This is a genomic window from Yersinia nurmii (genome assembly GCF_001112925.1).
GTDB classification, from domain to species: Bacteria; Pseudomonadota; Gammaproteobacteria; order Enterobacterales; family Enterobacteriaceae; genus Yersinia; species Yersinia nurmii.
In genome coordinates, this window is the sequence record NZ_CPYD01000003.1 from 145,156 (window position 1) to 163,293 (window position 18,138).

Sequence of the window (18,138 nt, forward strand, 5' to 3'; positions counted from 1 at the left end):
ACCTGAACACCGAATTAGCGGAATTTTCTTCTCATGTAACCTTACATTAGCCCGAAGATCGTGACCGATCGCGTCACGATCTGTTTCCATCTTCCCCCGAAATAAAACACGACAGAGATCACACTCCGCTGCCATAAATCAGAGAAACAGCGTAGAATACGCTCGCTTTTAATGGACAGATTTCCGACAGAATAGTCGCTCACAGCGTGAATTGATGATGAGGTTGTTGTGTTTGAGAGTTATGGAGTACTCAATCTTTGGACGTATGTCCTGGGTGCCATTTTCATTATTATCGTGCCGGGGCCAAACACCCTGTTCGTTCTGAAAACAGGCATTACCCGCGGTGTTAAAGAAGGCTACAAGGCTGCACTGGCAGTGTTTATTGGCGATGCGGTACTGATATTTTGCGCCTATGTGGGAATTGCTTCCCTGATCCGCTCTTCGCCTTTCCTGTTTACGCTGGTCAAAATGCTCGGTGCCATATACCTCTTGTATTTAGGGCTTAAAATCCTCTATACCACTTTGGTGAAACAAGGCCAGAGCGAAGCAACCGAAGTCGTGGAACACACTTTCCGCAAAGCGCTGACCCTGAGCCTGACCAATCCCAAAGCCATTTTGTTCTACGTTTCGTTTTTTGTGCAGTTTATCGATCAAAGTTATGCCCACACCGGCCTGTCCTTCGTGATACTGGCGGTGATTCTGGAGATGATTAGCTTTGTCTATATGTCGCTGCTGATTTTTGCCGGCGCGGCACTAACCCACTTCCTGAGTGAGAAAAAACGTCTCGCCAAGCTGGGTAATTCGATGGTTGGGCTGCTTTTCCTCGGTTTTGCCACCAAACTGGCTACCGCAGCCTAAAAACTGCCGATATAACGTTATAAATAGAAATGGCACCATCTTCAGGTGCCATTTTTGTTTTTATCCATCGGTACTTTTAGATGCGCATCTAGCGGGCTATTTGCTCGCCAGTGCCTGTGCGCACGCCCAAGCGGAGCTCCATGCCCACTGGAAGTTGTAACCTCCCAGCCAGCCAGTCACGTCCACCACTTCTCCGATAAAATACAGCCCCGGAACTTTATGAGCTTCCATAGTTTTTGAAGACAGCTCCTGCGTATCTACACCACCGATGGTAACTTCTGCGGTGCGATAGCCCTCAGTACCATTAGGTTGCACCTGCCATTCCTGCAAAATCACCGCCAGCGCTGCTTGCTGAGGCACATTAAGCTGTTTTAAGGTGACATCAGGTATCTGACCTAGCAGCTGTAAGCACTCCACCAAACGTTTCGGAAGCAGCTGCGCCAGCGTATTCTTCAAACTTTGATTCGGATGTACCTGACGCTCGCTATTCAGGAAAGCGTCCAAATCAGTATCAGGAAGTAAGTTAATGCTCACATATTCGCCAGGCTGCCAATAGCTGGAAAGCTGAAGAATTGCCGGGCCAGACAGACCACGATGAGTAAACAGAATGCTTTCGCGGAAACTGATGCCATTTTCAGCCGTCACTACCGCGGGCACTGAAACGCCGGACAGGGTTTGTAAATGCTCCAGCAGAGGTTTATGCAGTGTAAAAGGCACCAACGCGGCGCGGGTTGGCAAAATCTTCAGGCCAAACTGTTCGGCGATTTTATAACCGAAAGGCGTCGCGCCCAGCCCCGGCATCGACAAGCCGCCAGAAGCGATAACCAGTGAGGAAGTGCTCACTTTATGTTCATTTATCTGTAATTCAAAGCCCGCATCGATTTTCTCGACCGCCAGAATTTCGCTGCGTAAACGGATAGTGACCTGACCGGATTCGCACTCTTTCAGCAACAGTTCCACCACATGCTGCGCGGAATCATCACAAAACAGCTGGCCGAGGGTTTTCTCATGATAGGCAATGCCGTGGCGATTGATCAGATCAATGAAATCCCATTGGGTGTAGCGCGCCAGCGCAGATTTACAGAAATGAGGGTTTTGCGAAAGATAAGCCGCAGGTTCCACGTAAAGATTGGTGAAATTACAGCGCCCGCCACCAGACATCAGGATTTTACGCCCAGCCTTTTTGCCGTTATCCACCAGCAATACCCGACGCCCTAATTGCCCTGCCTGAGCCGCGCAAAATAGTCCTGCGGCACCCGCGCCCACCACCACTACGTCAAACTGTTCCACTTTCGGCCTCTCTCTGTAAAATCATTATCGCCGCAAAATTACTCATATTTCGCAATTTTACCGCAGTGTTCACCACAAATAACCGAATAATCAGCGGCGGAGGATTGTAAGGCCCTAACCGAAAGATCGCTATAGTAAGAAAATGTTAGATTCAGTAAACCAGAGTAACTTGCTGATATCTCATGGTTATGTTCATGGTTATGATGCATCTATCCGCATTTATATCAAAGAAAGGTCATTTTTTCCTTTTCCCCAACCCCTATTGTCACCGATAATGCGCCGCGTTCATGTCCACAAACTGGCGTAACGCTTATGCTACATCTTTTCGCTGGCCTGGATTTCCATACCGGCCTTATGTTAGTTCTTGCTCTTTTGTTCGTGCTGTTTTACGAAGCCATTAATGGTTTTCATGATACAGCCAATGCGGTTGCTACCGTAATTTACACCCGTGCCATGCGTTCACAGATCGCTGTGGTTATGGCGGGGGTATTCAACTTTCTTGGCGTGATGCTGGGCGGTTTGAGTGTGGCCTATGCCATCGTTCATTTATTGCCTACAGATCTCCTGTTGAATGTCAGTTCGGCTCATGGGTTGGCGATGGTCTTCTCCATGTTGTTGGCGGCAATCATCTGGAATCTGGGAACCTGGTACTTCGGTATTCCGGCTTCCAGCTCACATACGCTGATTGGTGCCATCATTGGGATCGGCCTAACCAACGCGCTGATGACTAGTACATCCGTGGTGGATGCACTGAATATTCCGAAGATGATACAAATCTTCCTGTCACTGATTTTGTCGCCGTTAGTGGGCTTAATCATTGCAGGGTTGATGGTATTCCTGCTGCGTCGTTACTGGAGCGGGACCAAAAAGCGGGCTCGTATTCACTTAACGCCTGCTGAGCGTGAAAAGAAAGACGGTAAACGCAAGCCACCGTTCTGGACCCGTACAGCTCTGATTTTATCGGCTATCGGCGTGAGTTTCTCTCACGGCGCTAACGATGGTCAGAAAGGTATCGGCCTGATTATGTTGGTGCTGATTGGCGTCGCACCGGCCGGTTTTGTCGTTAATATGAACGCGACTGGTTACGATATTGCCCGTACGCGGGATGCCGTAACTCATTTGCAGCAATATTATCAACAACACAGTGAAGCCTTGCCGCACGCTATCGCGTTGAAACCTTTGGTCCCTGCACCAGAGATGCTGCCTGATACACCGGCACAGTTCCATTGTGACAGCTCTCGCGCCATGATTGCTATCGACCATGCGCAAGCACTGTTGGCTAACCTGCAAAGCTACGACGACCTAAATGTGGAGCAACGCAGCCATATGCGTCGCTTGCTGATGTGTGTTGCCGAAACTGCTGGCACGGTTGCCAAGTTACCGGAAACCAGTTCTGCAGACAGCCGTTTCCTGAACAACCTGCGTAAAGATTTGCTGGAAACCGTGGAATACGCACCGACCTGGATTATCGTTGCCGTTGCTTTGGCGCTCTCTCTGGGCACCATGGTTGGCTGGAAACGTGTTGCAGTGACCATTGGTGAGAAGATTGGTAAGAAAGGAATGACCTACGCACAAGGGGTTTCGGCCCAGATGACCGCGGCGGTTTCTATCGGTATTGCCAGCTACACTGGTATGCCGGTTTCCACGACCCAGGTTCTCTCCTCAGCCGTTGCCGGTACTATGCTGGTCGATGGCGGTGGTGTACAGGGTAAAACCATTAAGAGCATCATGCTGGCTTGGATTCTTACCCTGCCAGTATCGATTCTTCTTTCCGGTTCACTGTACTGGATAGCGTTGAAATTCATCTAAGCCTAGCTGGATGACTCCACGTTACCGCAAATAAAAAGGCGACCTCATCGGGGTCGCCTTTTTTAGTTGGCTATCATCAAAAATCATCTTAGTACCATAGAGCCAGCGCCATCAGGCTGACAACGACCAAGCCGCACAGGGCGCTGGTGAGAATGAACTGACCGCGCAGTCTTTCACAGCGACGGATAAATTCCGGATCGTGGTGGTCGGTATAACGCTGGGCGTAGATATAACGCACCAGCCGAATTTGTTTACTGGGTTGTCCGTGAGAAGTGAAAAAGCCGCCCCCATCCACATATTGATACAGCAATGGATCACAGCCGCGTAACACCACTAATAGCGCACGTAGAGACGAATAATAACGCGCCATATTCACCATGCATACCACACATAAAGCCCAGAAAAGCGCGACGGTACTGATCATGATTTCCCCCTCCAGCGATATTTCGCGTTAACGACACCTTGATTCACCGTTACGCCATCGCCCGCTCTAGCCATTACAACCATCCCCGAGGCTCAGAAACATGCCTCTCTATCACCCTTTTTTATATATGAGCCGACGCTACCGCTAAAATTTTGCCTAACCCATTTACCAGTGTAGGAAATGAAATCAGAAATAGCCTGATAATCTCTGATTTATCCGGTCACATTTTGTACGCAACTGAAGCTTTTAGGTGTGAATTTCAGTGAAAAATCGCCAGAAATAGCTCAAAATAGTTAGTCTCTCTTAACTTAAATGCAGAGATAAAACCTAGCCAACCGGCGATTTTGGTCAATACTCACCGCTTTATCAGTACTATAATTATGGATATAGCGAGCTAAATCATGGTCGGATAATCAGCCAAATATTTGACAACAGCGGTCTGAGCAATAGGATTAAGCCGTCTGTTGGTGTAAAACAGTGACTTAAGCTTTAAAGCGTAAAATTAAAAGCCTGCGTTGTGATCGGTGAATCACTTCGCTTATGGATCATAGTGATAGTATCTAGACATAGCCTTAGCGCCCGTTCAGTTACCTGAATGATTGCTTACCCATTAATTAGCATTATGGAAGGAGTTTACTTATGGCTTACAAACACATTCTGATTGCGGTAGACCTGTCTCCGGAAAGCAAGGTGTTGGTTGAGAAAGCGGTCTCTATGGCCAAACCATACAATGCCAAAGTGTCCCTGATCCATGTGGATGTTAACTATTCGGATCTCTATACCGGCCTGATCGATGTTAATTTGGGCGACATGCAGAAACGTATTTCTGAAGAAACCCACAGCGCGTTGACCGAGCTATCCCAAAATGCAGGTTATCCAATCACTGAAACCTTAAGCGGTAGCGGCGATTTGGGTCAGGTTCTGGTCGATGCGATTAAAAAATACGATATCGATCTGGTGCTGTGTGGCCACCATCAGGACTTCTGGAGCAAGCTGATGTCCTCTGCTCGCCAGCTGATTAATACTGTTCACGTCGACATGTTGATCGTTCCGTTGAAAGACGAAGATGACGACGAATAAACCAAGATTGAATTAATATACACTTAAAACGCCTGCCTATGCAGGCGTTTTTCATGATATAACCCCAAAACCCTTTGTCCCCCACCCAAATAACTTCGTTATATTTCAGTGAGAAAACCCTTGCGGTATAAATAGAAAGCGGTGATATAGTCAAGAAAGACACAACATCGCCCTCTCACTATTTCGCCATACTCATTCCAATAAGAAGTCGTTAGCGGGGCTCTACCATGTACAAAGGAATCTTTTTTGATGAATGATTTAGCCTCTCTGGAGTCGTTTCTAGAATCTTTACAACAACGTGACACCCATCAACCGGAATTCCTTCAGGCAGTCCGTGAAGTTTTCACCTCCCTATGGCCATTCCTGGAACAGAATCCGCGTTATCGCGAGCAAAGCCTGCTGGAGCGTCTGGTTGAACCTGAGCGCGTAATCCAGTTCCGCGTATCATGGGTTGATGATAAAGGTCAGGTACAGGTTAACCGCGCGTGGCGGGTGCAGTTTAGCTCCGCAATCGGTTCTTACAAAGGCGGGATGCGCTTCCATCCCTCGGTCAACCTTTCGATTCTGAAATTCCTCGGCTTTGAACAAACCTTCAAAAACGCGCTCACCACTCTGCCAATGGGTGGCGGCAAAGGCGGCGCCGACTTCAACCCTAAAGGGAAAAGTCAGGCTGAAGTCATGCGTTTCTGTCAGGCATTGATGACCGAACTCTATCGTCATCTTGGCCCAGACACCGACGTGCCAGCCGGTGATATCGGCGTTGGCGGTCGTGAAGTTGGCTTTATGACGGGCATGATGAAAAAGCTGTCCAACAACACCGCCTGCGTGTTCACAGGCAAAGGTTTGTCTTTCGGTGGCAGTCTGATTCGCCCAGAAGCTACCGGCTACGGTCTGGTTTATTTCACCGACGCTATGCTGAAACGCCACGGTTTGGGCTTTGAAGGCATGAAAGTAGCAGTATCCGGCGCGGGTAACGTAGCGCAGTACACCATTGAGAAAGCGATGGAATTGGGCGCGCGCGTGATTACCGTTTCCGATTCTGGCGGCACTCTGGTGGATGAGGCTGGCTTTACGCCAGAAAAACTGGCTCACCTATCTGAAATCAAAAACCAACGTTATGGCCGCGTGGAAGATTATGCCCGCGAGCGCAATCTGACCTATCTGGCGGGTGAGCAGCCTTGGAACGTGCCGGTCGACATCGCTCTGCCTTGCGCTACCCAAAATGAATTGGATCTGCCCGCCGCTCGTCAGCTTATCGCCAACGGCGTGAAAGCCGTCGCGGAAGGCGCAAATATGCCCACGACCATTCAGGCCACTGATGCTTTTATCGAGGCTGGCGTGCTGTTTGCTCCGGGTAAGGCTGCCAATGCTGGCGGCGTTGCCACGTCTGGTTTGGAAATGGCGCAGAATGCGGCTCGCCTGAGCTGGAAATCAGAGAAAGTGGATGTACGTTTACGTCACATCATGCTGGATATTCATCAGTCTTGCGTGGAATTCGGCGGAGAAGGGAAACAGACGCAATACGTTCATGGTGCCAATATCGCAGGCTTTGTGAAAGTGGCCGATGCTATGCTGGCGCAGGGCGTACTTTAAGTTAAGGCCGGATAATAAAACCCCATTCTGGCAAAAACGTCGTGCTGGAATGGGGAGTTTAGGCAACGAATTTAAACGATATTGCCTAGGGCAAATAAAGATCGAAGCGGTGACTTTTCGTCGTAATGGCTGCCTGAGCGGGCACGCCAGCCAAAGGTTCAGCGTAGTCAGGCCGCTTCACTACCACTCTTTTGGTTGCCAGTGCGCGCGCCGGTGCCAATAGTCCATCAGCATCCTCATCCGCGCCAACCAATGACTGAAACACTCGCATTTCTTTCTTCACCAGCGCGCTTTTCTGCCGGTGCGGATACATAGGATCAAGATAAACCACTTCCGGACGCGGATCGATATCGGCCAACGCCGTCAGGCTGGAAGCATGTAGCAAAGTCATACGTTCTTGTAACCAGCCACCGATTTCAGGGTCCTGATAACCCCGCCGTAGGCCATCATCCAACAACGCAGCCACTACCGGGTTCCGCTCCAGCATCCGGACTTTGCAGCCCAAAGCCGCCAAAACAAAAGCGTCGCGCCCCAAACCGGCGGTTGCATCTACCACGTTCGGCAAATAGCCTTTTTTGATCCCAACGGCTTTCGCCACCGCCTCACCGCGTCCGCCGCCAAAACGACGGCGATGAGCCAGAGTACCGGAAACAAAATCGACAAAAATCCCGCCGAGCTTGGGTTCATCCAACTTACGCAGCTCCAATTGCGTTGGCGTTAACACCAGCGCCATTGTCGCCTGCTCGTCAGAAATCAAACCCCAGCGTTCAGCCAGAATAGATAAGGTGCCGGGATCGGCACCTTCTTCACAAATTAAACGAATACTCACGCGGGATAATGCCCTTCAAACTTAACCTTTAATACCGTAGTGGCGCAGCATAGCATCCAACTGCGGCTCGCGCCCACGGAAGCGTTTGAACAACGTCATCGGCTCCTCGGAACCACCGCGAGATAAAATATTGTCGAGGAAGGACTGGCCTGTTTCTGCGTTGAAAATCCCTTCTTCTTCAAAGCGGGAGAACGCATCCGCCGACAACACTTCAGCCCACAGGTAGCTGTAATAACCCGCCGCATAACCACCAGCAAAAATATGGCTGAAAGCATGCGGGAATCGACCCCAGCTTGGTGATGGTACTACGGCAACCTGTTTCTTCACTTCCTGTAAGGTTGACAGAATCTGCGCGCCTTTAACCGGATCAAACTCGTAATGCATACGGAAATCAAACAGTCCGAATTCGAGCTGACGCAGGATAAACAGCGCCGCCTGATAGTTCTTCGCCGCCAGCATCTTATCCAGCATTTCCTGCGGTAAAGGCTCATTGGTTTGATAATGACCAGAGATAAACGCCAGCGCCTCCGGCTCCCAGCACCAGTTTTCCATAAACTGGCTCGGTAGCTCGACCGCATCCCAAGGCACACCGCTGATACCGGAAACACCGGCGGTATCAATTTGGGTCAACATATGGTGCAAACCGTGGCCAAATTCATGGAATAGAGTAGTGACTTCATTGTGGGTAAACAGCGCCGGTTTATCACCGACCGGGCCATTGAAGTTACACACCAGATAAGCCACCGGTTTTTGCAGCTCACCGTTAGCCAGACGCAGACTGTCGATACAATCGCCCATCCACGCACCGCCACGTTTGTGTTCGCGAGCGTACAAGTCCAGATAGAAACTGCCGCGCAGTTCGCCCTGAGCATCAAACAGATCGAAGAAACGCACGTCCGGATGCCAAGTATCCACGCCCTGCCGCTCTTTGGCGGTAATGCCGTAAATACGTTTCACTACCTCGAACAAACCTTCAACCACCCGCTGTTCCGGGAAGTAAGGGCGAAGTTGCTCGTCGCTAATGGAGAATAAATGCTGCTTTTGTTTCTCGGAATAGTAAGGAATATCCCACGCAGCTAACTCGTTGACGCCGAAGTGTTGCTTGGCAAAGGCACGCAGCTGCGCCAGTTCTTCCTCTGCCTGCGGGCGCGCTCGTTTAGCCAGATCATTCAGGAAATTTAGCACCTGCTGCGGATCTTCAGCCATTTTGGTCGCCAATGAATGATCGGCATAGCTTTCAAAACCTAATAACTGAGCCAGTTCGTGGCGCAGAGTCAGGATTTCAGCCATGATTTCGCTGTTATCCCATTTACCGGCGTTCGGCCCCTGATCGGAGGCTCGGGTGACAAACGCGCGATACATTTCTTCACGTAGCGCGGCGTTATCAGCGTAAGTCATCACCGGTAGATAGCTCGGCATATCCAACGTCAGCAGCCAGCCATCCAGCTCTTTGGCTTCGGCCATCGCGCGAGCGGCAGCCAGAGCGCTTTCCGGCAAACCAGCCAGCTCTTTCTCATCGGTAATCAGTTTGGTCCAGCCCATAGTGGCGTCCAGCACATTATTGCTGTAGGTCGAACCCAGCTCGGACAGACGCGCCACAATTTCACCGTAACGTTTTTGCTGTTCTTCCGGTAAACCAATACCGGACAGTTGGAAATCACGCAGCGCATTCTCCACCGCTTTACGCTGCGGCGGAGTCAATTCGGCAAAGCCCGGACCTTCTTTCAGACTGACGTAAGCCTGATATAAACCTTTATGCTGGCCAACCCAGGTGCCGTATTCAGACAGCAGCGGCAGACTTTGCTCGTAGGCGGTGCGCAGTTCCGGGCTATTTTTTACCGCGTTTAAATGGCCGACAGGCGACCAGATGCGAGAGAGACGGCCATCGGATTCTGCCAGCGGCTGGCACAGATTATCCCAGGTGAAAGGACCCGGTTGGGCCACAACCCGTTCCACCGATTGACGACATTCATCTAAAGCGGATTGCACCGCAGGCACGATATCTTCAGGGCGAATAGCCGAAAACGGCGGCAGGGAGAACGGAGTCAACAGCGGATTTGTCATAGGGTGTCCTGATTATAGTTGTCGTCCTGACGATGGTTTACTCATGATTTTCCTACCGTCAGGCGATAAATGCGGATGAACATTTAACATGAGGTCTGTCGCGCGGAAAATCAATGGCTGGCGGCATCATTCCCTTTGATAGATAATGCTGCCTAAGCCGCAGGAGAAGCCGCAAATGTTAAGTTATCGCCACAGTTTTCACGCAGGCAACCATGCCGACGTACTCAAACATACTGTTCAAAGCCTGATTATTGAGTCTTTGAAAGAAAAAGAAAAACCTTTCCTTTATCTGGACACCCACGCTGGCGCAGGTCGCTATCAGCTAAGCGGCGAGCACGCCGAACGCACTGGGGAATATCTGGAAGGTATCGCCAAAATTTGGCAACGAGATGATTTACCCGCTGATTTAGCCCCGTATATGAGCGCCATTAATGCGTTGAATCACGGTGGGCAGCTACGTTATTACCCTGGTTCGCCGCTGATCGCGCGTCATTTACTGCGTGAATATGACAAAATCAGCCTGACCGAGCTACATCCCAGCGATTACCCGATGCTGCGTAAAGAATTTGCCAAAGACGAACGGGCCAAAGTGCAACGGGCCGACGGTTACCTGCAGCTGAAAGCTCAGTTACCACCGCAGTCTCGCCGCGGTTTTGTACTAATGGACCCGCCCTATGAAATGAAAACCGATTATCAGGACGTGGTAAAAGGAATTCAGGAAGGTTATAAACGCTTTGCGACCGGTACTTACGCTTTATGGTATCCAGTCGTATTACGCCAGCAAATCAAACGATTACTGCGTGAACTAGAAGCCACGGGCATCCGCCGGATTCTGCAAATCGAACTGGCAGTCCGTCCGGATAGCGATCAACACGGTATGACGGCCTCTGGCATGATCGTAATTAACCCGCCGTGGAAGCTGGAAAAACAAATGACCGATCTGCTACCTTGGCTGCATAAAGCGCTGGTACCCTCGGGTCACGGTCACACCTTAGTAAAATGGGTCGTACCGGAATAACCGCCACGCCTTTCGCTCTTGGCCGGGCTGCATTCCATGCTGTCCGGCGCATTCCGTATTACTCCTCATTTTTATCACCGTTTAGCGCAAAATTTCTCTCGTCTTCCAACACCTATCACAGCCATTGATGCAATCTTTGCGACAAAGTGGGATCTGGCGTTAAACTCTTTGCTTCTATAAAACTACACTCATGGAAATGACCCTGATGACCAAACATTACGATTATCTGGCAATTGGCGGCGGCAGTGGCGGGATCGCATCGATCAACCGGGCAGCCATGTACGGTAAAAAATGTGCGCTGATCGAAGCGAAACAGCTCGGTGGCACCTGCGTCAACGTCGGCTGTGTGCCGAAGAAAGTGATGTGGCACGCGGCACAAATCGCCGAAGCGATTCGCATGTACGGCCCGGACTACGGTTTTGATACCACGGTGAATCGCTTCGACTGGAAAACCCTGATCGCCAACCGTACCGCCTACATTGATCGTATTCATCAGTCCTACGAGCGTGGTTTAGGCAATAACAAAGTTGATGTGATTCAGGGCTTCGCTCGCTTTGTCGATGCTCATACCGTTGAAGTCAACGGCGAGAAGATCACTGCGGATCACATCCTGATCGCCACCGGCGGTCGCCCTAGCCATCCGAATATTCCCGGCGCGGAATACGGTATCGATTCCGACGGTTTCTTTGACTTAGATGAAATGCCAAAACGCGTTGCCGTCGTTGGCGCGGGTTATATCGCCGTCGAAATCGCTGGCGTACTGAACGGATTAGGCACCGAAACTCACCTATTTGTACGTAAACACGCGCCGCTGCGCAGTTTCGATCCGCTGATCGTGGAAACCCTGGTGGAAGTCATGAACACCGAAGGGCCAAAACTGCATACCGAATCCGTGCCAAAAGCCGTGATTAAAAATGCTGACGGCAGTCTGACGCTGCAACTAGAAAACGGCACAGAAGTGACCGTTGACCATCTGATCTGGGCGATTGGCCGCGAGCCTGCAACCGACAATTTGAATCTGGCTGCCTGCGGTGTGAAAACCAATGAAAAAGGCTATATCGTCGTCGATAAATTCCAAAATACCAATGTAAAAGGTATTTATGCCGTTGGTGACAACACAGGTGCAGTGGAGCTGACTCCGGTTGCCGTGGCTGCAGGTCGCCGCCTGTCCGAGCGCCTGTTTAACAACAAACCGGACGAGCATCTGGATTACAGTAATATTCCTACCGTGGTATTCAGCCACCCACCAATTGGCACTATCGGTTTAACCGAGCCGCAGGCGCGTGAGCAGTTTGGTGACGATCAGGTAAAGGTCTATAAATCCTCCTTTACTGCGATGTACAGCGCCGTCACTCAACATCGCCAACCGTGCCGTATGAAGCTGGTGTGCGTGGGTGCAGAAGAGAAAATCGTCGGTATCCACGGAATCGGCTTTGGTATGGATGAAATTCTGCAAGGTTTCGCCGTAGCAGTAAAAATGGGCGCAACCAAAAAAGACTTCGACAATACCGTAGCTATCCACCCGACCGCCGCGGAAGAATTTGTCACTATGAGATAATCATTTAGAGATTAGTTTCTCTATTTGAATCATGGAACCTGAAGCCGAAATGCAAATTTCGGCTTTTTTTCTAGGTACTCAGCCTCGCTACGCTCCCTTTCCTTCTTAGTGCTATATCACCAGCGTCTATATCCCGCGATTAAATAGATATGATGATAAAAAAGAAGCGTTGAGTCACTTACCGAGTCTAAAAATCACTGAAAATTATTACATGTTACAAAGTAAAAATTTGATGAATACATAAAGACAGCGTATAAAAATTGACATGTAAGAATTATCAATACTTACTGATGCGCCAATCAAATTGCATTTATTCTTATTTGTTATATTTAGCTGGCTTTAAGACATTAAACAGGCCAAAAAATAAAATTAAATATCCTTTAAAATCATCATCATAAAGAAGCAAGCCTTAGGAAATCAACAAGCTTAAAGAAACTGTCACTTATATAAAATAATATGAAAATAAAAAAATAATTAAGCTAATCATCATTCACAAGATTAATTGATTGATGCAATACTTTATTTCTAAATTTATCCAACGCGAATCCGATAACTTTATTTTCTTTTTATTTCCATGCTCAATGTGAATAAATAGCACATGAAAACACATTCACCATTCGCAGCGGTTAATTTAGAACCTACATTCATTTAAAATATAAAAAGGAACATCTATGAAACCTATCAATTGCAAAAAAAATCTGATTACGATTCTGACGCTATGCACTCTGTTTGGTTTTTCTCATTCGTCCGCGTTTGCCGCTCCGGTTGTTAATGATGACGCGTCCGTTATGCCAAGCTTGGTAAATAAAAAAATCATGGCGGGTTTCTGGCATAACTGGGACAGCCAAGAAAGTATTGGCTACCAAGGTGGTTATCCAAAGAATATAAAAATAAATGAAACGCCCGCGGCCTTTAACGTTGTAATTGCCTCCTTTATGAAAGGTAGCGGTATTCCAACCTTTAAGCCGTACAACGCAACGGACGCAGAGTTTCGTGCACAAATCGGTGAGTTAAACAAACAAGGCCGTGCTGTACTCATTTCATTGGGCGGCGCTGACGCACACGTGGCATTGAATAACGGTCAGGAACAGGCTTTCGCAGACGAGATTATTCGTTTGGTTGAAACCTATGGTTTTGACGGGCTGGATATCGATCTGGAACAAACGGCTATTAATGCGGCTAATAACACCACCGTTATTCCCGCCGCATTGAAAATTGTTCGGGCACATTACGAACAACAAGGTAAACACTTTATCATCAGCATGGCGCCGGAATTCCCTTATCTGACAACCGGCAGACCATACACTACCTATATCAACGCCTTGGATGGTGTGTATGACTTTATTGCCCCTCAGCTCTACAATCAGGGCGGTGACGGCGTATGGGTCGAAGAAGTAAACCTGTGGTTGGCGCAAAACAATGACGCCAAGAAATATGAATTCCTGTATTACATGGCCGATTCAATTGTTAATGGCAAACGCGGCTTCATTAAAATCCCAGCCGATAAATTAGTATTGGGTTTACCAAGTAACGTTGACGCTGCGGCATCGGGCACGGTAAAAAATCCGCAGGATGTTTATCGCGCCTTTGCTGATTTAGAAAAAGCGGGAACGCCAATCAAAGGCCTGATGACCTGGTCGGTCAACTGGGATCAGGGTAAAGATAAAGCAGGGAATGCTTATAATCAGGCATTCGCTAAGGCTTATACCGACTTGATTCACGGTCAATAATATTAACCGCTAATAAAGTTATTCCGTAAGGCAGTTTTATTAACCTGAGGGGACAAATCTACAGCCGGAGCTCTGGTTCCGGCTGCTTTATATCAATAATCTTCAATTTGCCTGAATACGCAAATAAATATCAGCCAATTAATCGATTGAAGCCGGCGTCCAAATCGGCAATTAAATCATCGACATTTTCCAGTCCAATATGGACACGTACCAGAGTGCCCTCAAAACCTACGCCGCCTACCGGACGAATTGCGTCCAGTTCTTCCGGCTGATTAGCCAGAATCAGAGACTCAAATCCACCCCATGAATACGCCATGCTGAAGTGCTCAAAATTATCCAGATAATTAGCCACTTGCTCATCGCTGAGACGAGATTTCAACACAAAGGAGAACAACCCGCAGCTCCCAGTGAAATCACGTAAATAAAATTCATGGCCGGAGCAAGATGGCAGTGCCGGATGGTTAACCTGCGCCACTTCCGGACGAGCGGCCAGCCATTTGGCGATCTGAATACTGCTGGTTTCATGCTGCTTCAGCCGTACGCCTAAGGTGCGCAGGCCGCGGCTAGCTACGTAAGCGGTGTCTGCATCAACCATTTGTCCCAGCAAATACGAATGTTCCCGCAATTGATCCCAACAGCGCGCATTAGATACCGCTGTGCCCAACATTGCGTCTGAGTGACCGACGATATATTTGGTTCCTGCCTGAATGGAAATATCGACACCAAACTCCAAGGCGTTAAATAGCACTCCGGCAGCCCAGGTATTATCGATCATAATCACGATATCCGGGTTAACTGCCCGAATAGCCTGCACCATGCCGGTAACATCCTGAACTTCCATTGTGATGGAGCTGGGAGATTCTAAAAATACCACTTTGGTATTTGGCTGAATAAGCTCCGTAATGCCAGCGCCGATCAGTGGAGAATAATAAGTGGTGGAGACGCCCAGTTTGGACAGCACTTTATTGCAAAAATCCTGCGTTGGCTCATAAGCCGCCCCAGTCATTAATATATGATCGCCGGTGGCAACAAAAGACAGAATGGCATTAGTCACCGCCGCTGCGCCGCAAGGATAAAGCGCACAACCTGTGCCACCTTCCAATTCCACCATCGCTTCCTGGAATGAAAAGTGGGTCAGCGTACCACGGCGACCATAAAACAATTCGCCTTTTGCCCGGTTTGCTGTGGCAAATTTTTTCGCCTTTACGGAATCAAACACTAAGGAAGAAGCTCGTTGAATGATGGTGTTAACCGATCCTTGGGTAAATTTTTTCGCCCGACCGGCAGTCACTAGCGCTGTTTCTAATTTTTTAGATGTCATTATTTTTTCCTTTTCTGGTGCTGGCATACTCAAATATTCACAGCGACTTACGGGCAATCCGCCACGCTGCGTCGTTATGTTTTAACAAGTAGGTTCATTCACCGCAGGAAGCTCAACCTGCCGCTCGGAGGATTTCTTACCGGTAAATCTTTCGATAATTTGGGCTGCATTAAGGTCATGAATGACGTTAATTAGCGTTGCAGGTGCATCGGTAATGGTGCCAATAACTACCAGCATTGGAATAGTTTCAACTGGCAGCCCCAGCGTGGTGACAATAAATATTTCGCCGAGGAAAGCGCCGCCCGGAACGCCGCCGACAATAATGGCGGAGAGCACCGAAATCAGCATGGTCAGGAAGAAAGTTTCGGTGGTGAAATCCAATCCCAGCACCGAGAAAATAAAGACGATTTTCAGTGCGGCAATCATCGCCACGCCGCCTTTATTTAGATTGACCAACAGCGGTAGAGAAATATCTACGATTTCCGGATTAATGCCCATCGCTTTGGCCGCTCGAATCGTCACTGGCAGCGATCCTAATGAAGAGCAGGTGCCTAATGCGGTAGCAGAAGGTTCAATAGCATGTTGCCAGAAAGCCCGAACCGCTTTCATGCCGCCGCCAATCCAAGAATAAAAGATAGAGCCGAAGACGTAATACAGTAGCGAGGCGATAAAGAATAAGCCGATGGCTCTGGCGAAAGTCATCAGTAATTGTGGGTCCTGACTGGCCATCGTCGCAGCGAAATAACTGCCTAAACCAATGGGTGCCGCTTTCATAATGATTGAGACAATCTTCATAATTACGGTATTTAAGCCCAACAAAGACTGGGCAATTTGTTTACCCTGGTCGCCCGATTGCCCAATCGCAATGCCGGCGATAACTGACATAATAATCAGCGCCAGAATATTGGATTTTGACAATAAGCCAACAAAATCATTTGTGGTAACCATATTCACAAAGTTCATTTCGCCACTGCCGGCCTTGAACTCCTGGGTTAATTCAATAGTGACGCCCTGAGCCGGATCAAATAAGGTCGCTAGCCCAACGATTCCTGCCGCCGGAATGAGCGCCATAATGATAGAGACTGCGAAAATTAGCCCCATTATGCGCCCCAGTTTTTTCAAATCCGTCATACCGGCAATGGACGACATAACGCTTACGCTCACCAATGGAACGATAATCATGAACAGCAAATTCAGGAAAATTTTTCCGATAGGTTGTAATTTGAGAGCCAAAGAAGGGGCATAAATACCTATAACCCCACCGAGAGTCAGTGCAAATAAAAGAATAATAGAGGACTTGTAGGGTTCCAGACGTTTCCACATAGGATTTTCCTTGGTGTGTTATTTAAATTTCATGTGACTTCAGTCACCTTTTATTTTTCTTTCGGTAAGCAAATATCTTATTTGTGATTAAGCTCACCTTTTTTATTTCTTATTCTTAATACGAATAACATATCGCTACTGGTAATAAATGATTACATTTGTAGTCAGCAAATGAAATACGACATTGATGCCATTTACTAAAATCACTAATGAGCTGAAGGAAAGAATGAGTAATATCGCATCGCTAAAACAGCTGGAAATACTGGTGAAAATCGTGGAGTGTGGCGGGCTGTCTGAAGCCGCAGCTCAGCTGAACATCTCGCCTTCTGCGGTCAGCAAGAGTCTGTCTCACCTGGAATCACAGCTAGGCACTATGTTGCTAAAAAGAACGACACGTAGCCTGACGTTAACCGACGCGGGGAAATATCTTTATCATCGGGCAACTAAATTATTATTAGATTTTGACGAATCTCTTAATACTACCGCAGGATTTTATAACCACCCGCAGGGTGAATTGCGTCTTACCTGCTCAATTGCCTTTGGTTATTCTCACCTCATCACTTTGGTTAATAAATATCGAGAGCGTTATCCTGATGTTGATTTATATATAGATCTAAACGATAACTTTGTTAATTTAAATGAGAGTAACTTTGATATCGCTATTCGCGTCGCATCGACTCCTCCAGATAATTATGCATTAAGGAAACTGTCGACTATCCACTGGGCTTATTGCGCTAGCCCCACCTATCTGGAAAAAATGGGGACACCAACTTCCGTCCAACAATTATCAGACCATCAGTGTTTGTTATATCCTGGGTTGACACCGGTATTAAAAGATACCGACGAAAGCGGCAGCGCTCATTTACTTAAGTTACGCTCACCGATTCAGGCAAATAGCAGCCTGGTATTGCTGAAAGCTGTGCTGGAACATCAGGGTATTGCCTATTTGCCTACTTATTTGCTCGGTGACGCGATTCAACGAGGTGAAATTACTCCGCTGGCGCTTGATGGGGAAATAACCCACGCGACTCATGGCCTGTACGCCTTGTATTTCCCCAGCCGTTATAGCAATCCCAAGGTTCGTTCTTTTATTGATTATCTGGTGGAAACTTTGCAGCCCGTACCGGTATGGGATAATTGGATCACCCGAAAGCCCTGATATTCATTACACATTAATGATGCAATCAGGATGAATTAGGCTGGCGGCAAGCCCGCTTGTCGCTCACTTTATCTGCCTTAGC

Annotated in this window: 13 protein-coding genes and 1 pseudogene; 8 read left to right on the forward strand and 6 right to left on the reverse strand. The window is 48.4% G+C overall.

Going from position 1 to position 18,138, the window contains the following annotated elements:
* Nucleotides 1–228 precede the first annotated feature (228 nt).
* Nucleotides 229–858 (forward strand): leucine efflux protein LeuE, encoded by a 630-nt coding sequence (gene leuE, locus AD970_RS05455; protein WP_049597311.1) that lies wholly within the window; start codon nucleotides 229–231, stop codon nucleotides 856–858.
* A 96-nt stretch (nucleotides 859–954) separates the two neighbouring features.
* Here leuE and AD970_RS05460 read toward each other — a convergent pair whose 3' ends face one another.
* Nucleotides 955–2,148 (reverse strand): BaiN/RdsA family NAD(P)/FAD-dependent oxidoreductase, encoded by a 1,194-nt coding sequence (locus tag AD970_RS05460; protein WP_049597312.1) that lies wholly within the window; start codon nucleotides 2,146–2,148, stop codon nucleotides 955–957.
* 312 nt (nucleotides 2,149–2,460) lie between these two features.
* On the opposite strand from AD970_RS05460, the gene pitA reads away from it, so the two are divergent.
* The gene (gene pitA / locus AD970_RS05465; RefSeq protein ID WP_049597313.1) at nucleotides 2,461–3,957 is read left to right on the forward strand and encodes an inorganic phosphate transporter PitA; all 1,497 of its coding nucleotides are present in this window, start codon (nucleotides 2,461–2,463) and stop codon (nucleotides 3,955–3,957) included.
* A gap of 88 nt (nucleotides 3,958–4,045) precedes the next feature.
* On the opposite strand, the gene uspB is transcribed toward pitA, so the two are convergent.
* Nucleotides 4,046–4,381, reverse strand: a complete 336-nt coding sequence (gene uspB / locus AD970_RS05470) for a universal stress protein UspB (protein ID WP_049597314.1) — start codon at nucleotides 4,379–4,381, stop codon at nucleotides 4,046–4,048.
* A gap of 639 nt (nucleotides 4,382–5,020) precedes the next feature.
* Between uspB and uspA the strand changes: the two genes are divergently transcribed.
* Together uspA and gdhA are read left to right on the forward strand one after the other, a co-directional pair.
* A complete protein-coding gene (uspA, locus tag AD970_RS05475) occupies nucleotides 5,021–5,461 on the forward strand; it encodes a universal stress protein UspA (RefSeq protein WP_049597315.1) in 441 nt (146 codons plus the stop codon).
* A 249-nt stretch (nucleotides 5,462–5,710) separates the two neighbouring features.
* Entirely contained in the window at nucleotides 5,711–7,054 is a 1,344-nt protein-coding gene (gene gdhA, locus AD970_RS05480) for an NADP-specific glutamate dehydrogenase (RefSeq protein ID WP_049597316.1), read from the forward strand.
* An 85-nt stretch (nucleotides 7,055–7,139) separates the two neighbouring features.
* Here gdhA and rsmJ read toward each other — a convergent pair whose 3' ends face one another.
* Nucleotides 7,140–7,883 carry a 16S rRNA (guanine(1516)-N(2))-methyltransferase RsmJ gene (rsmJ, locus tag AD970_RS05485; RefSeq protein WP_049597317.1) on the reverse strand — a complete coding sequence of 248 codons (744 nt, stop codon included), beginning with the start codon at nucleotides 7,881–7,883 and terminating at the stop codon, nucleotides 7,140–7,142.
* A 21-nt stretch (nucleotides 7,884–7,904) separates the two neighbouring features.
* The gene (prlC, locus tag AD970_RS05490) at nucleotides 7,905–9,947 is read right to left on the reverse strand and encodes an oligopeptidase A (protein ID WP_049597318.1); all 2,043 of its coding nucleotides are present in this window, start codon (nucleotides 9,945–9,947) and stop codon (nucleotides 7,905–7,907) included.
* 175 nt (nucleotides 9,948–10,122) lie between these two features.
* Between prlC and AD970_RS05495 the strand changes: the two genes are divergently transcribed.
* From AD970_RS05495 to AD970_RS05505, 3 genes and pseudogenes are all read left to right on the forward strand, one after another.
* Entirely contained in the window at nucleotides 10,123–10,965 is an 843-nt protein-coding gene (locus AD970_RS05495; protein WP_049597319.1) for a 23S rRNA (adenine(2030)-N(6))-methyltransferase RlmJ, read from the forward strand.
* Between the two features lie 205 nt (nucleotides 10,966–11,170).
* Nucleotides 11,171–12,523, forward strand: coding sequence for a glutathione-disulfide reductase (gorA, locus tag AD970_RS05500; protein WP_049597320.1), 1,353 nt, complete (start codon nucleotides 11,171–11,173; stop codon nucleotides 12,521–12,523).
* A gap of 788 nt (nucleotides 12,524–13,311) precedes the next feature.
* Nucleotides 13,312–14,247 (forward strand): annotated as a pseudogene (locus tag AD970_RS05505) (chitinase); the annotation flags it as partial.
* A 136-nt stretch (nucleotides 14,248–14,383) separates the two neighbouring features.
* Here the strand turns inward: AD970_RS05505 and metC are convergent.
* Together metC and AD970_RS05515 are read right to left on the reverse strand one after the other, a co-directional pair.
* On the reverse strand, nucleotides 14,384–15,574 hold the full coding sequence (metC, locus tag AD970_RS05510) for a cystathionine beta-lyase (RefSeq protein ID WP_049597321.1): 1,191 nt from the start codon (nucleotides 15,572–15,574) through the stop codon (nucleotides 14,384–14,386).
* Nucleotides 15,575–15,655: 81 nt separating this feature from the next.
* A complete protein-coding gene (locus tag AD970_RS05515) occupies nucleotides 15,656–16,897 on the reverse strand; it encodes a dicarboxylate/amino acid:cation symporter (RefSeq protein WP_049597322.1) in 1,242 nt (413 codons plus the stop codon).
* 226 nt (nucleotides 16,898–17,123) lie between these two features.
* On the opposite strand from AD970_RS05515, the gene AD970_RS05520 reads away from it, so the two are divergent.
* Complete coding sequence (locus AD970_RS05520) at nucleotides 17,124–18,056, forward strand: LysR family transcriptional regulator (RefSeq protein ID WP_049597323.1); 933 nt, start codon at nucleotides 17,124–17,126, stop codon at nucleotides 18,054–18,056.
* The last annotated feature ends 82 nt before the right edge of the window (nucleotides 18,057–18,138 follow it).